General features: G+C 70.7%; 18 protein-coding genes. 15 read left to right on the top strand and 3 right to left on the bottom strand.

Annotated elements, in window-relative coordinates; genetic code table 11:
• Window positions 1–75: 75 nt before the first annotated feature.
• From AAEP80_RS02280 to AAEP80_RS02250, 7 genes are all read left to right on the top strand, one after another.
• Entirely contained in the window at window positions 76–957 is an 882-nt protein-coding gene (locus AAEP80_RS02280) for an aminoglycoside phosphotransferase family protein (protein ID WP_420365789.1), read from the top strand.
• 59 nt (window positions 958–1,016) lie between these two features.
• On the top strand, window positions 1,017–1,628 hold the full coding sequence (locus AAEP80_RS02275; RefSeq protein WP_413600584.1) for a DUF6197 family protein: 612 nt from the start codon (window positions 1,017–1,019) through the stop codon (window positions 1,626–1,628).
• Entirely contained in the window at window positions 1,625–2,323 is a 699-nt protein-coding gene (locus AAEP80_RS02270; protein WP_420365788.1) for a DinB family protein, read from the top strand. The genes AAEP80_RS02275 and AAEP80_RS02270 overlap by 4 nt, the downstream gene beginning before the upstream one ends.
• Window positions 2,324–2,531: 208 nt before the next feature.
• On the top strand, window positions 2,532–3,182 hold the full coding sequence (locus tag AAEP80_RS02265) for an ABC transporter permease (RefSeq protein ID WP_420366837.1): 651 nt from the start codon (window positions 2,532–2,534) through the stop codon (window positions 3,180–3,182).
• Window positions 3,169–4,449, top strand: coding sequence for an ABC transporter ATP-binding protein (locus AAEP80_RS02260; protein WP_420365787.1), 1,281 nt, complete (start codon window positions 3,169–3,171; stop codon window positions 4,447–4,449). The genes AAEP80_RS02265 and AAEP80_RS02260 overlap by 14 nt, the downstream gene beginning before the upstream one ends.
• Window positions 4,442–5,206 carry an ABC transporter permease gene (locus AAEP80_RS02255; RefSeq protein ID WP_420365786.1) on the top strand — a complete coding sequence of 255 codons (765 nt, stop codon included), beginning with the start codon at window positions 4,442–4,444 and terminating at the stop codon, window positions 5,204–5,206. Before AAEP80_RS02260 ends, AAEP80_RS02255 begins: the two co-directional genes overlap by 8 nt.
• Entirely contained in the window at window positions 5,203–6,216 is a 1,014-nt protein-coding gene (locus AAEP80_RS02250) for a glycine betaine ABC transporter substrate-binding protein (protein WP_420365785.1), read from the top strand. Before AAEP80_RS02255 ends, AAEP80_RS02250 begins: the two co-directional genes overlap by 4 nt.
• Before the next feature lie 67 nt (window positions 6,217–6,283).
• Here the strand turns inward: AAEP80_RS02250 and AAEP80_RS02245 are convergent, their stop codons facing one another.
• Window positions 6,284–6,913 carry a TetR/AcrR family transcriptional regulator gene (locus tag AAEP80_RS02245; protein ID WP_402727384.1) on the bottom strand — a complete coding sequence of 210 codons (630 nt, stop codon included), beginning with the start codon at window positions 6,911–6,913 and terminating at the stop codon, window positions 6,284–6,286.
• Between the two features lie 81 nt (window positions 6,914–6,994).
• Here AAEP80_RS02245 and AAEP80_RS02240 point away from each other — a divergent pair, with 81 nt between their 5' ends.
• Window positions 6,995–7,732 (top strand): ABC transporter ATP-binding protein, encoded by a 738-nt coding sequence (locus tag AAEP80_RS02240; RefSeq protein WP_420365784.1) that lies wholly within the window; start codon window positions 6,995–6,997, stop codon window positions 7,730–7,732.
• On the top strand, window positions 7,729–9,006 hold the full coding sequence (locus AAEP80_RS02235) for an ABC transporter permease (RefSeq protein WP_413600590.1): 1,278 nt from the start codon (window positions 7,729–7,731) through the stop codon (window positions 9,004–9,006). The genes AAEP80_RS02240 and AAEP80_RS02235 overlap by 4 nt, the downstream gene beginning before the upstream one ends.
• 12 nt (window positions 9,007–9,018) lie before the next feature.
• Here AAEP80_RS02235 and AAEP80_RS02230 read toward each other — a convergent pair whose 3' ends face one another.
• Window positions 9,019–9,294 carry a hypothetical protein gene (locus AAEP80_RS02230; protein WP_413600591.1) on the bottom strand — a complete coding sequence of 92 codons (276 nt, stop codon included), beginning with the start codon at window positions 9,292–9,294 and terminating at the stop codon, window positions 9,019–9,021.
• A gap of 103 nt (window positions 9,295–9,397) precedes the next feature.
• Between AAEP80_RS02230 and AAEP80_RS02225 the strand changes: the two genes are divergently transcribed.
• From AAEP80_RS02225 to AAEP80_RS02215, 3 genes are read left to right on the top strand one after another with little or no spacing between them, the layout of a single operon-like run.
• The gene (locus AAEP80_RS02225) at window positions 9,398–10,081 is read left to right on the top strand and encodes a hypothetical protein (protein ID WP_281266153.1); all 684 of its coding nucleotides are present in this window, start codon (window positions 9,398–9,400) and stop codon (window positions 10,079–10,081) included.
• A gap of 9 nt (window positions 10,082–10,090) precedes the next feature.
• Window positions 10,091–11,536: a phytoene desaturase family protein gene (locus tag AAEP80_RS02220; protein WP_420365783.1), complete on the top strand. Its 1,446-nt coding sequence runs from the start codon at window positions 10,091–10,093 to the stop codon at window positions 11,534–11,536.
• 2 nt (window positions 11,537–11,538) lie between these two features.
• Complete coding sequence (locus tag AAEP80_RS02215) at window positions 11,539–11,982, top strand: SRPBCC family protein (protein WP_420365782.1); 444 nt, start codon at window positions 11,539–11,541, stop codon at window positions 11,980–11,982.
• Between the two features lie 6 nt (window positions 11,983–11,988).
• On the opposite strand, the gene AAEP80_RS02210 is transcribed toward AAEP80_RS02215, so the two are convergent.
• Window positions 11,989–12,807, bottom strand: coding sequence for a shikimate 5-dehydrogenase (locus tag AAEP80_RS02210; RefSeq protein ID WP_413600595.1), 819 nt, complete (start codon window positions 12,805–12,807; stop codon window positions 11,989–11,991).
• A 106-nt stretch (window positions 12,808–12,913) separates the two neighbouring features.
• Between AAEP80_RS02210 and AAEP80_RS02205 the strand changes: the two genes are divergently transcribed.
• The 3 genes from AAEP80_RS02205 (at window position 12,914) to AAEP80_RS02195 (ending at window position 15,555) form a co-directional block, all read left to right on the top strand.
• Entirely contained in the window at window positions 12,914–13,840 is a 927-nt protein-coding gene (locus tag AAEP80_RS02205) for an NADP-dependent oxidoreductase (RefSeq protein WP_420365781.1), read from the top strand.
• Window positions 13,841–13,917: 77 nt separating this feature from the next.
• A complete protein-coding gene (locus tag AAEP80_RS02200) occupies window positions 13,918–14,109 on the top strand; it encodes a PspC domain-containing protein (protein WP_413600597.1) in 192 nt (63 codons plus the stop codon).
• A 72-nt stretch (window positions 14,110–14,181) separates the two neighbouring features.
• On the top strand, window positions 14,182–15,555 hold the full coding sequence (locus AAEP80_RS02195) for an L-serine ammonia-lyase (RefSeq protein WP_420365780.1): 1,374 nt from the start codon (window positions 14,182–14,184) through the stop codon (window positions 15,553–15,555).
• The last annotated feature ends 187 nt before the right edge of the window (window positions 15,556–15,742 follow it).

Here is a 15,742-nt window from a genome sequence, read left to right as displayed (position 1 = left end):
TGAAGATACCAAGCGGTAGGTTCGCCCCGAGAGCCCCCGTTCGCGGGGAGGGGCCGCCCCGGCTAGCCTGACCCGATGCCCACCCCGGAAGCAGAGATCGACGTCGACGCCGACCTCGTCCGCGCGCTGCTCGCCGACCAGCACCCCGACCTCGCGGACCTGCCGCTCGAGGTCGTCGCGAACGGCTGGGACAACGTGGTCGTCCGGCTCGGGGACCTGCTGGCCGTCCGGCTCCCCCGCCGTGCCGCCGCCGCCCGGCTCATCGAGCACGAGCAGCGCTGGCTGCCCGAGATCGCCCAACGGGTCGCCGCGATCGTGCCCGTCCCCGATCCGGTGCGGACCGGTCGCCCGGCGCCGGGGTACCCGTGGTCGTGGAGCGTCGTGCGCTGGCTCCCCGGCGTCCCGGCGGGCGAACGAGCCGGCGGGACGGCGGTGGCCGAGGCGCTCGCCGCGTTCGTCCGGCTGCTGCACGTGCCCGCGCCGGCGGACGCGCCGGTCAACCCGGTGCGCGCCGTCCCCCTGCGCACCCGCTCGGACGCCGTCCTGGAACGGCTCGCCACCGCGGACGTACCACGTGCCGTGGAGCTGGCCGCGCTCTGGCGGACCGCGGCCGCCCTGCCCGCGTACGCCGGGCCTCCCGTCTGGGTGCACGGCGACCTGCACCCCTTCAACCTGCTCGTCGAACCCGCGCCGGACGGCCGCGGTGACCGCCTGTCGGCGGTCGTGGACTTCGGGGACGTGACGGCGGGCGATCCGGCAGTGGACCTCTCGACCGCCTGGCTGACGCTCGACCAGGAGGCCCGGCGCACCTTCCGCGCGCTGGTCCCCGCCGACGACGCCACCTGGACCAGGGCACGGGGCTGGGCCGTGTCCATCGCCTCGGCGATGCACCTCAGCGACGACAGCGCGTTCCGGATCGTCGCCGAGCGTGGGATCGACGCCGCTCTCGACGGCTGACCCGAACGGGGTTATCGTCTCTCCACACCATCCGTGCACGTGAAGATCGGAGGGGCCTGATGACCCTCGAGTTCCGCGTCCAGCACGACGTCGACACCGACGCCTCTCCCTCCCTCCCCACGCCCACCCGCTCCGGGTTCCGCGGCCTCCTCGACCGGCTCGCCGAACGTCGTGCCGCTGCCAGGGTCCGTCGAGCCGAAGCGCAGCTCCGTGACCTCGCCGACGTGGAGCGGCTGCTGTCCGGTGCGCGCGGTGTCGTCGAACGCGGCTGGATCCAGCACGCGTGGTTCTCCTACGTCGACGAGAAGGGCCGCACCCGCAAGGCGTCGAGTGCCGCGGCGATGGACGTCGCCGGGCGCCCGCTCGTCGGTGCGTGCCTCGTCGGTGCCGTGGTCTACGCCGCCGGTGGTCCGCACGCGGTGCACTCCCAGCCGGTCCAGCGCGCCCTCGACGTCGTCTGGCACGCGCTCGCGGTCGAAGAGGGGGCGCCGGTCCTCTGGTGCCCGGCCCCGGACGTCCGGATGGGCCGCGTGCGCGACCTGACCAGCTGGAACGACGCACCGTCGCGGAACGCCGCGGACGTCGCCGGGCTGCTGCTCACCGCCGAGCGCGTCGCCGTGGCCGAGTCGGAGCGCATCCGCGAGCGCGCGGTGGCACGATCGAGGGCATGAGCGACATCACCGAGGAGCCGCCGGCGGTGCGACCTGCACCGCCGTCCGGCACCATCGCCGCGACCCGGAACTCCCTGCTCACCGACGAGGGGGCGTCTCCGGTCACCGACCAGGCACTCGTGAAGCAGACGCTGCACCGCTACCTGCAGAAGCACCGGGCAGCGCTGCTCGCGAAGCTCGACGGACTCGCGGAACGGCAGGCCAGGTGGCCGGTGACCCCGACGGGCACGAACGTCCTCGGGCTCGTGAAGCACGTGGCCGCCGTGCAGTCCGAGTACTTCGGGCGGGTGTTCGACCGCCCGCTCCCCGATCCGCCGGCATGGCTCGACTCCGACGACGACCGGGACATGTACGCGACGCTCGACGAGACGATGGCGGACATCGTGGCGTTCCACCACGCCAGCGCCGCTCACGCCGATGCCACGATCGAGGCGCTCGACCTCGACGCGCGCGGGGTGGTTCCGTGGTGGGCACCCGAGCACCGTGACGTCACGCTGCACCGTGTGCTGGTGCACATGGCGTACGAGACCGCTCGGCACGCCGGGCACGCGGACATCGTGCGCGAGATGCTCGACGGCCTCGCGGGCGACGGTGACGGGAACCTCGCGGAGAAGACGCCCGAGGAGTGGATCGAGTGGCGGGAGCGGCTCGTCGCGATCGCCGAGCAGGCAGGGCTCCGCGAAGCCGGCCTGTAGTCGGGCGGCCCGCTCGATCGTTACCGTTCTCCCAGGATCACGGACGGCACACGGCGCTGATCTGGGTTTTCGTGATTGAAGAATCCGCAGGAACCCTGCGTTCGCGACATTTGCGGTTGTACAAGTGGCCGTGCCATTGCGTACGTTGGGCGGCACTTGTGCCCCGACCCGTGGGCAGAACGACCGACCCGAGGGGAACCAGCGTCAGGTGTTCTTCAACTACGTCACGGAGCGATGGGACCAGATCTGGTTCGCGTCGTGGCAGCACTTCTCGCTGGTCCTCCAGTGCACCGTGCTCGCCACCGTCATCGCCGTGCTGCTCGCAGCACTCGTCTACCGCATCCCGCGGCTGAGATCGGTCGCGAACGAGGTGTCGACCATCGGGTTGACACTGCCGTCGTTCGCCGTGATCGGCCTGCTGCTCGTCCCGCTCGGGTTCGGCGTCGTGCCGTCCGTCGTCACGGTCACGTTCTTCGCCGCCCTGCCGATCCTGCGCAACGCGGTCGTCGGGCTCTCCGAGATCTCCCCCGCCGTCGTCGAGTCGGCCCGTGGCATCGGGATGAGCCGCTTCCGCACCCTGGTGCAGGTCGAGCTGCCGATGGCGTGGCCGATCATCCTCACCGGCGTCCGGGTCTCCGCGCAGATGGTGATGGGCGTCGCCGCCGTCGCCGCGTACGCGCTCGGCCCGGGGCTCGGCGGGTTCATCTTCTCCGGGCTCTCGCGTCTCGGCGGCGCGAACTCCCTCAACTCGGTCGTGGTGGGCGTGATCGGCGTCGTCCTGCTCGCCCTCGTCCTCGATCTCCTGCTCCTCGGCCTCGGCCGCCTGACCATCTCGCGAGGTATCCGTGTCCAGCACTGACGCAACCCTGTCCCACACGAACGGCTCCCCCGCCGAGAGCGACGTGACCGGTCGCGGCATCCTGCTCGACACGGTCACCAAGCGCTACGCCGGCCAGTCGAAGCCCGCCGTGGACGGCATCACGCTCGAGATCCCCGCCGGCAAGATCGTCATGCTCGTCGGCCCGTCCGGCTGCGGCAAGACGACGACGCTCAAGATGATCAACCGCCTGATCGAGCCCACCGAGGGCAAGATCGTGGTGGGCGACGACGACGTCACGTCGATCGACGGCGACGAGCTCCGCCGCCGCATGGGCTACGTCATCCAGGCCGGCGGGCTCTTCCCGCACATGACCGTCGCGGCGAACATCGCGATCGTGCCGAAGATGCTCGGCTGGTCGAAGGAGAAGATCGCCGCGCGCGTCGACGAGCTCCTCGACCTCGTCTCCCTCGACCCCGACACCTACCGCGACCGCTTCCCCCGTGAGCTCTCCGGTGGGCAGCAGCAGCGCGTCGGCGTCGCCAGGGCGCTCGCCGCCGACCCGCCCGTCCTGCTCATGGACGAGCCGTTCGGCGCCGTCGACCCGATCACCCGCCAGCGTCTGCAGGACGAGCTCCTCCGCATCCAGGAAGAGCTGCACAAGACGATCGTCATCGTCACGCACGACTTCGACGAGGCCGTGAAGCTCGGCGACTGGATCGTGATCTTCTCCGAGGGCGCGCACATCGTGCAGTACGACACCCCGGAGCGCATCCTCGCCGAGCCCGCGAACGAGTTCGTGGAGAACTTCATCGGCTCGGGTGCCGGCCTCAAGCAGCTGACACTGAACCGCGTGCGCGACGTCGAACTCGCCCCAGCGGTGACCTGCTCGCCCGGAGAAGAGGCGAAGGCCGTCCTGCAGCGCATGCGCGAGGCCGGCGGCCACGGGCACGCCGTCGTGGTGGACGCCCGCCAGCGTCCGATCGGCTGGCCGACCCGTCGCCAGCTCGAGCGCCTCGACCGCATCCCGGACGGCACCGACCCCGACCTGCCCGTGGTCGGCGAGGCCGCGACGCTCAACGACGCGCTCGACACGATGCTCGTGTCCAGCGCAGGTGCGGCGCTCGTCACGGGTCGCCGCGACGCCTTCCAGGGCGTCATCACGGTGGAGACGGTCATGGACGCGATCACCCGTTCCCGTGCCGCCGCGGCCGAGGAGCAGGCGTACACCCCGGTCGGGACGAACACGAACCCGATCGAGACGCTGCCGTCGTCTCCGGTCCGCGCAGAGGAGACCGTCGATGAGTGACGTCGTCGCCGATCCCGTCGCGAAGCCCGCGAAGGCCAGCTGGCGCGGGCTCGTCATCCAGCCCGTCGCGATCCTCGTCGTGCTCGCCGCGTTCGCCGTCTGGCTGAACACCGCCGACCTGACCGCCACCGAGCGCTCCACGCTCAACCCGGCCGACCTCGTGTCGCTGACCTGGCAGCACCTGCTCCTGACGATCGTCTCGACCGTGATCGTGCTGGTCGTCGGCATCCCGCTCGGCATCGTCCTCACCCGAGGACCCCTCCGCCGGGCCAGCGGCGTGATCCTCGCCGTCGCGAACTTCGGGCAGGCCGCACCGGCCGTCGGCCTCGTGGTGCTCCTCGCGTTCTGGCTCGGGTTCTCGTTCTGGGCAGCGGTGATCGCCCTCGTGCTCTACGCCATCCTGCCGGTGCTGCGGAACACGATCATCGGCATCGAGAGCGTCGACCAGCGCACGGTCGAGGCCGGTCGCGGCATGGGCATGAGCGCGTTCTCCGTGCTGATGCGGGTCGAACTGCCCCTGGCCGTGCCGGTCATGCTCTCCGGCATCCGCACCGCGCTCGTGCTGCTCGTCGGCTCCGCCGCGCTCGCGACCTTCATCGGTGCCGGTGGGCTCGGGCTCCTCATCACCACCGGCGTGAACCTGTTCCTGCCGAAGGTGCTGGTGTCCGGCGCCCTCCTCATCGCGCTCCTGGCGCTGTCCATCGACTGGCTCGGCCGCATCGTCGAGACCGTCGCCCGTCCGAAGGGACTCCGATGACGAAGAAGACGAACACCCGACGCCGGGGGATCGCCGCGGTCGTCGTCGCCGGTGCCGCAGCGCTCGCGCTGACCGGCTGTGGCCTGCAACCCGCGACGTCGTTCGTCCCGGCGGCAGCGCCCGGCACGATCAAGAAGATCGACGGGCTGCCCGCCGATGCGCACATCACGGTCACCGGGAAGAACTTCACGGAGCAGCTCGTGCTCGGCAAGATCGGGGTGCTCGCGGCGAAGGCGGCGGGCTTCCAGGTCACGGACGAGACGAACGTCCCCGGCAGCGTGGCGGTGCGGCAGCTCATGACGAGTCACGACGCCGACATGACGTACGAGTACACCGGCACCGCCTGGCTCACCTACATGGGCCACAAGGAGGGCATCCCGGACAAGCAGGAGCAGTACGAGGCCGTCAAGAAGGAGGACGCCGGCAACGGACTGACCTGGCTGCCGCCCGCCCCGATGAACAACACGTACGCGTTCGCGGTGCGGAAGGAAGCGGTCGAGGAGCTCGGCGGCATCACGAAGCTGTCGCAGATCGCCGACCTCCCGGCCGACCAGCGCACGTTCTGCGTCGAGTCGGAGTTCAACTCGCGGTCGGACGGCTTCAAGCCGATGCTCGAGAAGTACGGCCTGCAGCTCGGTGGCTCCGGCGACTCCGCGATCCCGAAGGGCAACGTCGACATCCTCGACACCGGCACCGTCTACACGGCGACCGACCGGGGCAAGTGCAACTTCGGCGAGGTGTTCACCACCGACGGTCGCATCAAGTCGCTCGGGCTGCAGGTGCTCGAGGACGACAAGGGCTTCTTCCCGGCGTACAACGTCGCCCCGGTGCTCTCCACGGCGGTGCTCGAGGAGTACCCGCAGCTCGAGAGCGTCTACGACCAGATCTCCCCGAAGCTGACCGACGCCGTCCTCCAGGAACTGAACCGGCAGGTCGACGTCGAGGGTCGCGAGCCCGCGGACGTCGCGTTCGACTGGATGGTCAAGGAGGGCTTCATCTCGAAGTCCTGACGGGTCGCCACGCGACCAGCGGACGGACGGGAGGCTCGGTGCCAGCTGGCACCGAGCCTCCCGTCCGTCATCCTGCTGCGATCCGGGCCGCGGTGTCGCGCATCAACGCGACCACCTGGGTGCGCACCTGCTCGGGTTCCGTGCCCTCGTTCCGGGCGGAGCTGCGGAGCGCCGTCATCACCATGCCGAGCAGCATCTCCGCCGCCTGCGGCGTCGCCGCCTCCGGCCCCCACGCCGGGTCGCGCTCGAGCACGGTGCGGACGGCGCCGGTCATCGCCTCGGCGACGCTCGACATGCGCGTGACCTGGCGGCGCATGAGCTGCGGGAAGCGCACGATGAGTTCCTTGCGCTCGTGGCGGTGTCGTTCGTCCCCGAAGGTCTCGCCGAACACCAGGAACGCCAGGTCGACGACCGCCTGCGCCGCCGGTTCTCCAGCGACCGCCCGGACGTGCGACTCGAGGGTCTCGGCGGAGAGGTCGAGCTCCGTGTGCCCGAGGACCGCGTCCTCCTTGCTCTCGAAGTAGTTGAAGAACGTCCGCGGCGAGATGTCCGCGCGCGCGGCGATCTGCTCGATCGTGGTGTGGTCGATGCCGTCCTCGAGCGCGAGTGACCGCGCGGCCTCGGCGATGCGGCTGCGGGTCTCGATGCGTTTGCGGTCGCGCAGACCCATCTCGGACGGGGTGGCACTGTCGGGCATGGCTCGACTGTAACCGGCACGTCACATCGTTTGCAGCAAACGCAAACTTTCAGTCGTGCAACGGACAGTACGCTCGGGCGCATGACCACTCCCGTGCTCGAGGCCAGGGGCCTCACGAGGACCTACGGCCGAGGATCCACCCGGTTCGATGCGCTCAAGGGGGTGTCCCTCGCCGTGAACCAGGGGGAGAGCCTGGCGATCGTCGGCAAGTCCGGCTCCGGCAAGTCGACGCTGATGCACCTGCTCGCGCTGCTCGACAAGCCGTCCACCGGGCAGATCCTGCTCGACGGCACGGACGCCGCGACGCTCAGCGCCCGCGACGTGAACCGCACGCGGAACAGCACCTTCGGGTTCGTGTTCCAGCAGTTCTTCCTGACGCCGAAGACCTCGGTGCTCGACAACGTCGTGCTGCCGCTGAAGATCGCCGGCGTCTCCGGGGCCGAGCGGAAGCGCCGGGGGATGGCGGCGCTCGACGCGCTCGGGCTGGCGGACAAGGCCAGGAACGACGCGAACGACCTCTCCGGTGGACAGAAGCAGCGCGTGGTCATCGCCCGGGCGCTCGTCGGCGAGCCGAGCGTCATCTTCGCTGACGAGCCGACGGGCAACCTCGACACGAACACGGGCGAGGTGGTCGAGGACATGCTCTTCGGACTGCAGCGCGAGCGGGGGATCACCCTGGTCGTCGTCACCCACGACGACGAACTCGCGGCACGCTGCGACCGGAGCGTGAACGTCCGCGACGGGTTGATCGTCGGCGGGTCGACGGAGGCCGATGCGCCCGCCCCGGGTGCCCACGAGCACGGAAGGCACTCCGCATGAACTTCCTCGACCTCCTGCGGACCGCGGTCGGCAACACGTTCCGGTCCAAGCTCCGCACCACCCTGACCGTGATCGCGATCTTCATCGGCGCGTTCACCATCACGCTCACCTCGGCGATCGGCACCGGCGTCGGGAACTACATCGACACCCAGGTGGCCTCGATCGGCGACACCGGGACCCTGACGATCACGAAGACCGTCGACTCGTCGTCGACCGACAGCGGCCCCGCGAAGTACGACCCCGACGCGTCCACGCAGAGCGTCGACCGCGGGCCGGCGTCCTTCGGGTACCTGTCCCAGTCCGACGTCGACAAGATCAAGGGCGTCTCGGGCATCGACACCGTCCGTCCGGCCGTCGCGCTGAGCCCGAAGTACGCGGAGTACGGCAACGAGGGCAAGTACGTCGTCACGCTGTCCGCCAACGCGGGGGAGCTGAAGGCCGACCTGGCATCGGGCAAGCAGCTCGACGACCACACGGACGCGAACCAGGTCATCCTGCCGACGAACTACCTGAAGAACCTCGGGCTCGGCAGCGAGAAGGCGGCTGTCGGCAAGGAGCTCACCTTCGCGGTGGACGACTACCAGGGCGCAGAGCACACCCTGACCGCGACCGTCGTCGGCGTGCAGAACGAGTCGCTCTTCGGCGGCGGGGCCGGTGCGAACGCGGCACTGACGGACGCGATGCAGTCCGCGCAGGAGACGGGGAAGCCCGCGTCGATCGCGACCTCGTACGCCAGTGCCTCGGCGACCCTCGACAGCGGCGCGACCGCGTCCGACGTGAAGAGCGCCCTGTCGAAGGACGGCTACACCGGACAGACGATCCAGGATCAGCTCGGCCAGTTCCAGACCGTCATCAACGGCATCGTCGGCGTGCTCAACGCGTTCGCGGTCATCGCCCTGATCGCGGCGGGCTTCGGCATCATCAACACCCTGCTGATGAGCGTGCAGGAGCGGACCCGTGAGATCGGCCTGATGAAGGCGATGGGCATGGGCGGCGGCAAGGTCTACACGCTGTTCTCGCTCGAGGCGGTGTTCATCGGCTTCCTCGGCAGTGCGATCGGCGCCGGCGTGGCGATCGCGCTCGGCACGGGGATCTCGAACATCCTGGCCGGCACGGTGCTCAAGGACCTGCCTGGCCTGCAGATCATGCAGTTCGCGCCGTCCTCGGTGATCACGATCATCCTCGTGGTGATGTTCATCGCGTTCCTCGCCGGCACGCTGCCCGCACGCCGGGCTGCACGCCAGAACCCGATCGAGGCCCTCCGCTACGAGTAGGGACGCGTCGGGTCAGGAGCCCTGCGTCGCGTGCTGCCAGGCGGCGAGGGCGCCAGCGGCGATGAACACGACGACGAGCACGATCCATATCGCCAGTGCGACCACGTTCAGGAGGATGCCCCAGCCGGCACGACCACGCGCCAGCGGTTCGCGGCTGCGGGACGCGATGCCGAGGAAGAGCCCGACGACCGGCGCGAAGAACGTCCAGCCGGCGAGCAGCGAGCAGATGCCGAGCACGAGACTGGCGGTGCCCAGTCCGGTCCTGGGAGATGTCGTGGTGGTGACCATGCGCTCAACGCTAGGGACGCTGCGGAGGCGAGTCGTCCCTCCAGGCGGTGATCCGGGTCCACCTGCGGGCTGATGGTCACCCGTCGCCGGTATCGTCGATGCCATGGCTCTGTTCGGACGGCGCAGCAAGACCTCGACCGAGCGACCCGTCAGCCAGGTGGAACTCCGCCGTGCCGTCGACGAGGGCTTCCTCATCTCGAAGGCCGCCGTGACGATCGCCGTCGCCAACCGCATCATCACCAACTCGCTCCGTGACCAGGGGTTCTTCGACCACGCCGTCGCTGCCGAGACCGTGCGTGAAGAGCTGCACCGGATGGCGGAGGAGCAGCGCGGCGACGCCGAGCGCATGCGGGAGATCCGCTCGAAGGCGATCAAGCAGAAGGGCCGGTCGAAGCACCAGCACGACTACAAGCGCGGCGACGACCTGAAGCTCCGGACGCGCGAAGCCACCTACGAAGAGCTCGCGGCGATGCTCGATCGCCGCCGGGACGACCAGGTGTTCGTCGACGGCATCGTGCTCGCCGCCCGCGCCCGCGCATGGGACGACATCGGCACGACCGTCGTCGGGCGTCTGGGGTGGGCGCAGCGCCCGACCGAGGGCTACGAGATCGGTCGAGACGACCGGGTGCAGCAGATGCTCGACGAGGACTTCGCTGCGCTGCTCGCGGAGCATCCGCTCGGGTCCGGCCCGAGTGCGGTCGCGGCGGACGCCGACGAGCCCACGGACGCCGACACCGACGGCGACGAGGGCACCGACCCTGCGAGTGCGGACACCGCGCGTCCGTAGGCTCGACGCGTGGTGGACGCAGTGGTGGTCGGGGCGGGGCCGAACGGGCTCGCCGCAGCGGTGACCCTGGCGCGGGCCGGCCTGTCCGTCGAGGTCGTCGAGCGGAACGACACCATCGGCGGAGGAGCACGCACCGCCGAGCTCACGTTGCCCGGCTTCCACCACGACGTCTGCTCGGCCGTGCACCCGATGGCGCTGCAGTCGGAGTTCTTCCGTCGCTTCCGGCTCGACGAACGGATCGAGCTGCGACTCCCCGAAGTGCAGTACGGTCACCCGCTCGACGGCGGCCGCGCCGGGATCGCCCACCAGGACCTCGACCGCACGGCCGCAGAGCTCGGTGTCGACGGGCCCGCCTTCCGGGCCCTGATGGCCCCGCTGTCGCGGAACGCGGACCAGGTGTCGGACTTCGCCACGAACGCGCTGCTGAACGTCCCGCGACACCCGCTCACCGTCCTGCGGTTCGGCCTGCGGGCGCTGGAGCAGGGGACCAGCGCCTGGAACGCCCGCTTCCGGCACGACGTCGCACCCGCGATGGTCTCCGGGGTGGCGGCGCACTCGATCCAGCACATGCCGTCCCTCTCGACCGCCGCAGCGGCCCTGTCGCTCGGCAGCTACGCGCACGCCCGCGGCTGGCCGGTGCCGATCGGCGGCAGCCAGGCGATCGTCGACGCGCTCGCCGCCGATCTCGTGGCGCACGGCGGGCGGATCGTCACCGGACAGGACGTCCGATCGCTCGGGGACCTCACCCCGGCCAAGGCGGTGCTGTTCGACACGAGCGTGCCGGGGATGCTCCGGATCGCGGGCTCGCAGATCCCGACGCCGCGTCGGGGTGCGCTCCGACGGTTCCGGTTCGGCAACGCCGCTGCCAAGGTGGACTTCGCCCTGTCGGATCCGGTCCCGTGGGCGCACGAGGGCCTGCGACGTGCCGGCACCGTGCACGTGGGCGGCGCGCGTGCCGAGATCGCCGCCGCAGAGGGGGCCGTGGCGCGTGGACGGCACGCCGATCGCCCGTACGTCCTGGGTTCGGAGCCCACCGTCGTGGACTCGTCGCGTGCGCCGGATGGCCGGCACGTGTTCTGGGCGTACGCGCACGTCCCCGCCGGGTCCGATGTCGACCAGACCGAGGTCGTCACCCGCCAGATCGAGCGGTTCGCGCCGGGGTTCCGCGACACGATCCTCGCGACGAGCTCCCGGACCGCCGTGGAGATGGCTGCCTACAACCCGAACTACGTCGGCGGGGACATCGCCTCGGGTGCGGCGAGCTTCTGGCAGCTCGTGAAGCGTCCGTTGCTGTCGAGCGACCCGTGGCGGATGGGCGGCGGGATGTACCTCTGCTCCGAGGCCGCTGCCCCGGGCCCCGGCGTGCACGGCATGGCCGGTTGGCGGGCCGCGAAGAGCGCATTGCGGCACACCTTCGGGTTGCCGGACGACGTCGACCTGGCACCGGAGGACTGATCATGGCGAAGAACGTCCGCATCATGCACTGCACGCCCGAGGACGTCTTCGACGTGCTCGGCGACGGCTGGCTCTTCACGACCTGGGTGGTCGGCGCGTCCCGGATGCGCGCTGAGGAACCGGGCTGGCCAGCGGTCGGGAAACGCCTGCACCACTCGTTCGGGGTGTGGCCGTTCGTGATCGACGACGTGACGACGTCGCTCGTGTGGGATGCGCCCCGGCGGATGGTCATGCAGCCGAAGGGCTGGCCCCTCGGTGAGGCGCGCGTGGAACTGACCGTCGAGCCGCATCTCCGGGGCTGCAAGGTCACCATCGTCGAGGACGCCGTGGCCGGCCCTGCCACGTACGTCCCGGGGTTCCTGCTGCAGCCGCTGCTGTGGATCAGGAACCGCGAGACCCTGCGGCGCCTCCGCTGGGTCGCGACGGGTCGCGCCCGGAACGGCTGACGCGCCCTACTCGGCGCGACTGAACTCGCTCGCCCGGGCCACCTGGTCGTCGGTGAGGGCGACGCCCGTGTAGCGCTCGAACTGGCGCGCTGCCTGGAGCGCGATGACCTCGGCGCCGGTGATGACGTGCTTGTCCGCCGCGCGTCCGGCCCGCACGAGCGGCGTCTCGGAGGGGAAGGCGACCACGTCGAACACGGTGTGGGCCGCGGCGATCCGGTCCGCCGCGAACGCGACGGTGTCCGACTGGTCTCCGTCCATGCCGAGCGGCGTGACGTTGACCAGCAGGTCGGCGTCGCCGGCCTCGTCCTCGGTGCGGACCCAGTCGAACCCGTACTGCGATGCGAGGGCCGAGCCGGTGTCCTCGTTGCGCGCGACGACGGTGAGGTGGTCGAACCCGGCGCCACGGAACGCCGCGGTGACGGCCTTCGCCATGCCGCCGGACCCGCGGAGCAGCACGCGGGACGTCGGGTCGACGTCGTGCGTGCCGAGCAGTGCTGCAACGGCCTCGTAGTCGGTGTTCGAGGCGGTGAGCACGCCGCCGTCGTTGACCACGGTGTTCACGGACTGGATGGCCGCGGCGGACTCCTCGACGACGTCGACGAGGGGGATGACCGCCTCCTTGAACGGCATGGACACCGAGCACCCGCGGATGCCGAGGGCGCGGATGCCGGTGACGGCTCCGGGGAGGTCGGTGGTGGTGAACGCCTTGTAGAGGAAGTTCAGCCCGAGCTCGTCGTAGAGGAAGTTGTGGAACCGGGTGCCGATGTTGCTCGGACGGGCGGCGAGCGACATGCACACCTGCATGTCCTTGTTGAGGATGGGCATGTGGCCAGTGTCGCATGCTCCCGGGTCCGCTTGCTGCCGGGGATGGAGCGGTCCACTTCCCGCTTGGGATGCGTCGTGGTGGCGACGAGGCGTAGCGTCTCCGGAGATGACCGATCTTCCTGAGACCATGCGTGCCGTCCGTTTCGACGAGTGGGGTGATCGGACCGTGCTCCGCGTCGCCGAGGTTCCCGTCCCCGTCGCCCTGCCGGGGCGCGTCCTCGTCCGTGTCCGGGCCGCCGGGATCAACCCGGGGGAGTCCGCCATCCGCCAGGGGGTGTTCGGCGGGGACCTGCCGTCGGGCCAGGGCACCGACTTCGCCGGGATCGTCGTCGCGGTCGGCGAGGGTGTCGACGGCGTCGACGAGGCCGAAGAGGTCATCGGCTGGTCGTGGGACCGGTCGAGCCAGGCCGAGTACGTGTCCGTCCCGGCCGAGCAGGTCGTGCAGAAGCCGCGGTTGCTCGACTGGACCGTGGCCGGTGGGCTGGACGTCATCGCGACGACCGCGGCGGCCGCCGTCCGTGCCGTGGACCCGAGGCCGGGGGAGACCGTCGTCGTCTCCGGTGCCGCAGGGGGCGTCGGTGGGTTCGTCACGCAGCTCCTCACGAACGAGGGCATCGACGTCATCGCCATTGCGTCGGAGTCGAACCACGACTGGCTCGCGTCCAAGAAGGCACGTCCGGTCGCCTACGGGGACGGTCTGCAGCAGCGCATCGAGGAGCTCGCGACGAACGGGGTCGACGCGCTCATCGACACGCACGGCGCCGAGTACGTTCACCTCGGCATCGCGCTCGGGATCCCCGCCGACCGCATCGAGACGATCATCGCGTTCGAGGCGGCGGCCGAGGTCGGTGCGCACGCATCCGGTAGCTCGGACACCGCCGACCCCGAGATCCTCGGCGCGCTGGCGAACATGGTGGCAGAGGGTGCGATCGAGGTGCCGATCGCGGCGACCTACCCGCTCGACCGAGTCCAGGACGCCGTCGAGGAGCTCGAGCAGGGGCACACCCGCGGCAAGATCGTCCTCGTTCCCTGAGGCGGGGGTTCTCCCCACCACGGATCCGGAGGGAGTCCACCTTCTGCGACGGTCGTCGGGTGCGTAGCGTCATGGACATGAACGCACTCACCCGTCCCCGCAACGGCCGTGTCCTCGCCGGCGTCTGTGCCGGCATCGCCGACCGCTTCGGCTGGTCCCGCACCTTCGTCCGCATCGCCTGGGTCATCCTGAGCTTCTTCCCCGGTCCGCTCTGGATCGCCTACGTCGTGCTGTGGTTCCTGATGCCCGCCGAGGGCAACCGCCGCTGAGCCTCCGTCCGTCCGGACGGGCTCCGTCCGTCCGGACGGGCTCCGTCCGTCTGGACGGGTTAGGGTGGCGACGTGCCGGTCTCCGTCTTCGATCTGTTCAGCATCGGTGTCGGCCCGTCGAGCTCCCACACGGTGGGGCCGATGCGCGCCGCGGCCGAGTTCGCCGACCGCGTCCGGGCACTGCCCGTCGTGACGATCCGCGTCGACCTCTACGGCTCGCTCGCGTCCACCGGGCAGGGACACGGAACGCTCGGCGCCGTCGCGATCGGGCTCACCGGCGAGCTGCCGGAGGACGTCGACCCCGACGCGATGACGGCGGCGCTCGACACGCTCGAGGAGACCGGCGTCCTGCGGATGTCCGGCGGGCAGCGTGTGCCGTTCCGGCTCCGCGACATCGTCCAGCACCCCCTGACGATGCTGCCCAGACACCCGAACGCCATGCGGCTCCGTGCGTTCGACGACTCCGGCTCCGAGATCGCCGTCGAGACCTACTACTCGGTCGGCGGCGGGTTCATCACGCGGGACGGCGACGACGAGCCCGCGGCCGTCGCCGAAGCCGCGATCCCCGTCGACGACACCGTGCCGCACCCGTTCTCCAGCGGCGCGGAACTGCTCGCCGCCTGTGCCGAGACCGGTCTCCCGGTCAGCGGGATCGCCCTCGCCAACGAGGTCGCGACCCGCTCCGAGGACAGCGTCCGCGAGGAGCTGCTCCGCATCCACGGCGTGATGGAGTCGTGCGTCGACCGCAGCGTCCGGCGAACCGGAACCCTGCCGGGCGGGCTCGAGGTCCGGCGGCGTGCAGCCGACTGGTTCGGACAGCTCACCCGCGACGACCCCGACCACGACCCGCTGTTCGCGATGGAGTGGGTGAACCTCTGGGCGATGGCGGTCAACGAGGAGAACGCATCGGGCGGACGCGTCGTGACGGCGCCGACGAACGGTGCGGCGGGCATCATCCCCGCGGTCCTGGCCTACGCACTGCACTACGTCGACGGGCTCGACCGCGACGAGGCCGTCGTCCGCTTCCTCCTCACCGCGGGCGCGATCGGGTCGATCTACAAGGAGCGCGCCTCGATCTCCGGTGCCGAGGTCGGCTGCCAGGGCGAGGTGGGTTCCGCCGCGTCGATGGCGGCCGCCGGGCTCGCCGAGGTCCTCGGCGGGACCCCGGAACAGGTCGAGAACGCCGCAGAGATCGCGATGGAACACAACCTCGGGCTGACCTGCGACCCGATCGGGGGGCTCGTGCAGATCCCCTGCATCGAGCGCAACGCGATCGCCGCGAACAAGGCGGTCAACGCGGCGAGGATGGCGCTCCGCGGGGACGGTGTGCACCACGTGTCGCTGGACCAGGTCGTCGAGACCATGCGGCAGACCGGTGCCGACATGTCGACCAAGTACAAGGAGACCGCGATGGGCGGTCTGGCGGTGAACGTCCCGCTCTGCTGACGTGACCGGCGTACCGGAGCCGAGCCGGGCCTCCAGTTCGACGCGTGGGGGACCGGGCGGGGTACGACGCTCCACAACTGGGGGCGCGCATTCCGGCGTCACCGCTGTCGGAGTGGCGCCTCCGCGGGTTAGCGTGCTCGCGTCCGCTCGATCACCGAGCGGACCGGTGCCCACGGATCGGGCGCCG

Origin of the sequence: Curtobacterium sp. L3-7 (assembly GCF_048756585.1) — a bacterium.
GTDB lineage: Bacteria > Actinomycetota > Actinomycetes > Actinomycetales > Microbacteriaceae > Curtobacterium.
This window is presented reverse-complemented; position numbering and strand designations above follow the sequence as displayed.

Bases quoted from the DNA above. Each gene is read 5' to 3' on its own strand.
- AAEP80_RS02280 (WP_420365789.1), top strand. From the start codon at position 76: ATGCCCACCCCGGAAGCAGAGATCGACGTCGACGCCGACCTCGTCCGC.
- AAEP80_RS02275 (WP_413600584.1), top strand. From the start codon at position 1,017: ATGACCCTCGAGTTCCGCGTCCAGCACGACGTCGACACCGACGCCTCT.
- AAEP80_RS02270 (WP_420365788.1), top strand. From the start codon at position 1,625: ATGAGCGACATCACCGAGGAGCCGCCGGCGGTGCGACCTGCACCGCCG.
- AAEP80_RS02255 (WP_420365786.1), top strand. From the start codon at position 4,442: ATGAGTGACGTCGTCGCCGATCCCGTCGCGAAGCCCGCGAAGGCCAGC.
- AAEP80_RS02250 (WP_420365785.1), top strand. From the start codon at position 5,203: ATGACGAAGAAGACGAACACCCGACGCCGGGGGATCGCCGCGGTCGTC.
- AAEP80_RS02245 (WP_402727384.1), bottom strand. From the start codon at position 6,913: ATGCCCGACAGTGCCACCCCGTCCGAGATGGGTCTGCGCGACCGCAAA.
- AAEP80_RS02240 (WP_420365784.1), top strand. From the start codon at position 6,995: ATGACCACTCCCGTGCTCGAGGCCAGGGGCCTCACGAGGACCTACGGC.
- AAEP80_RS02235 (WP_413600590.1), top strand. From the start codon at position 7,729: ATGAACTTCCTCGACCTCCTGCGGACCGCGGTCGGCAACACGTTCCGG.
- AAEP80_RS02230 (WP_413600591.1), bottom strand. From the start codon at position 9,294: ATGGTCACCACCACGACATCTCCCAGGACCGGACTGGGCACCGCCAGT.
- AAEP80_RS02225 (WP_281266153.1), top strand. From the start codon at position 9,398: ATGGCTCTGTTCGGACGGCGCAGCAAGACCTCGACCGAGCGACCCGTC.
- AAEP80_RS02215 (WP_420365782.1), top strand. From the start codon at position 11,539: ATGGCGAAGAACGTCCGCATCATGCACTGCACGCCCGAGGACGTCTTC.
- AAEP80_RS02210 (WP_413600595.1), bottom strand. From the start codon at position 12,807: ATGCCCATCCTCAACAAGGACATGCAGGTGTGCATGTCGCTCGCCGCC.
- AAEP80_RS02205 (WP_420365781.1), top strand. From the start codon at position 12,914: ATGACCGATCTTCCTGAGACCATGCGTGCCGTCCGTTTCGACGAGTGG.
- AAEP80_RS02200 (WP_413600597.1), top strand. From the start codon at position 13,918: ATGAACGCACTCACCCGTCCCCGCAACGGCCGTGTCCTCGCCGGCGTC.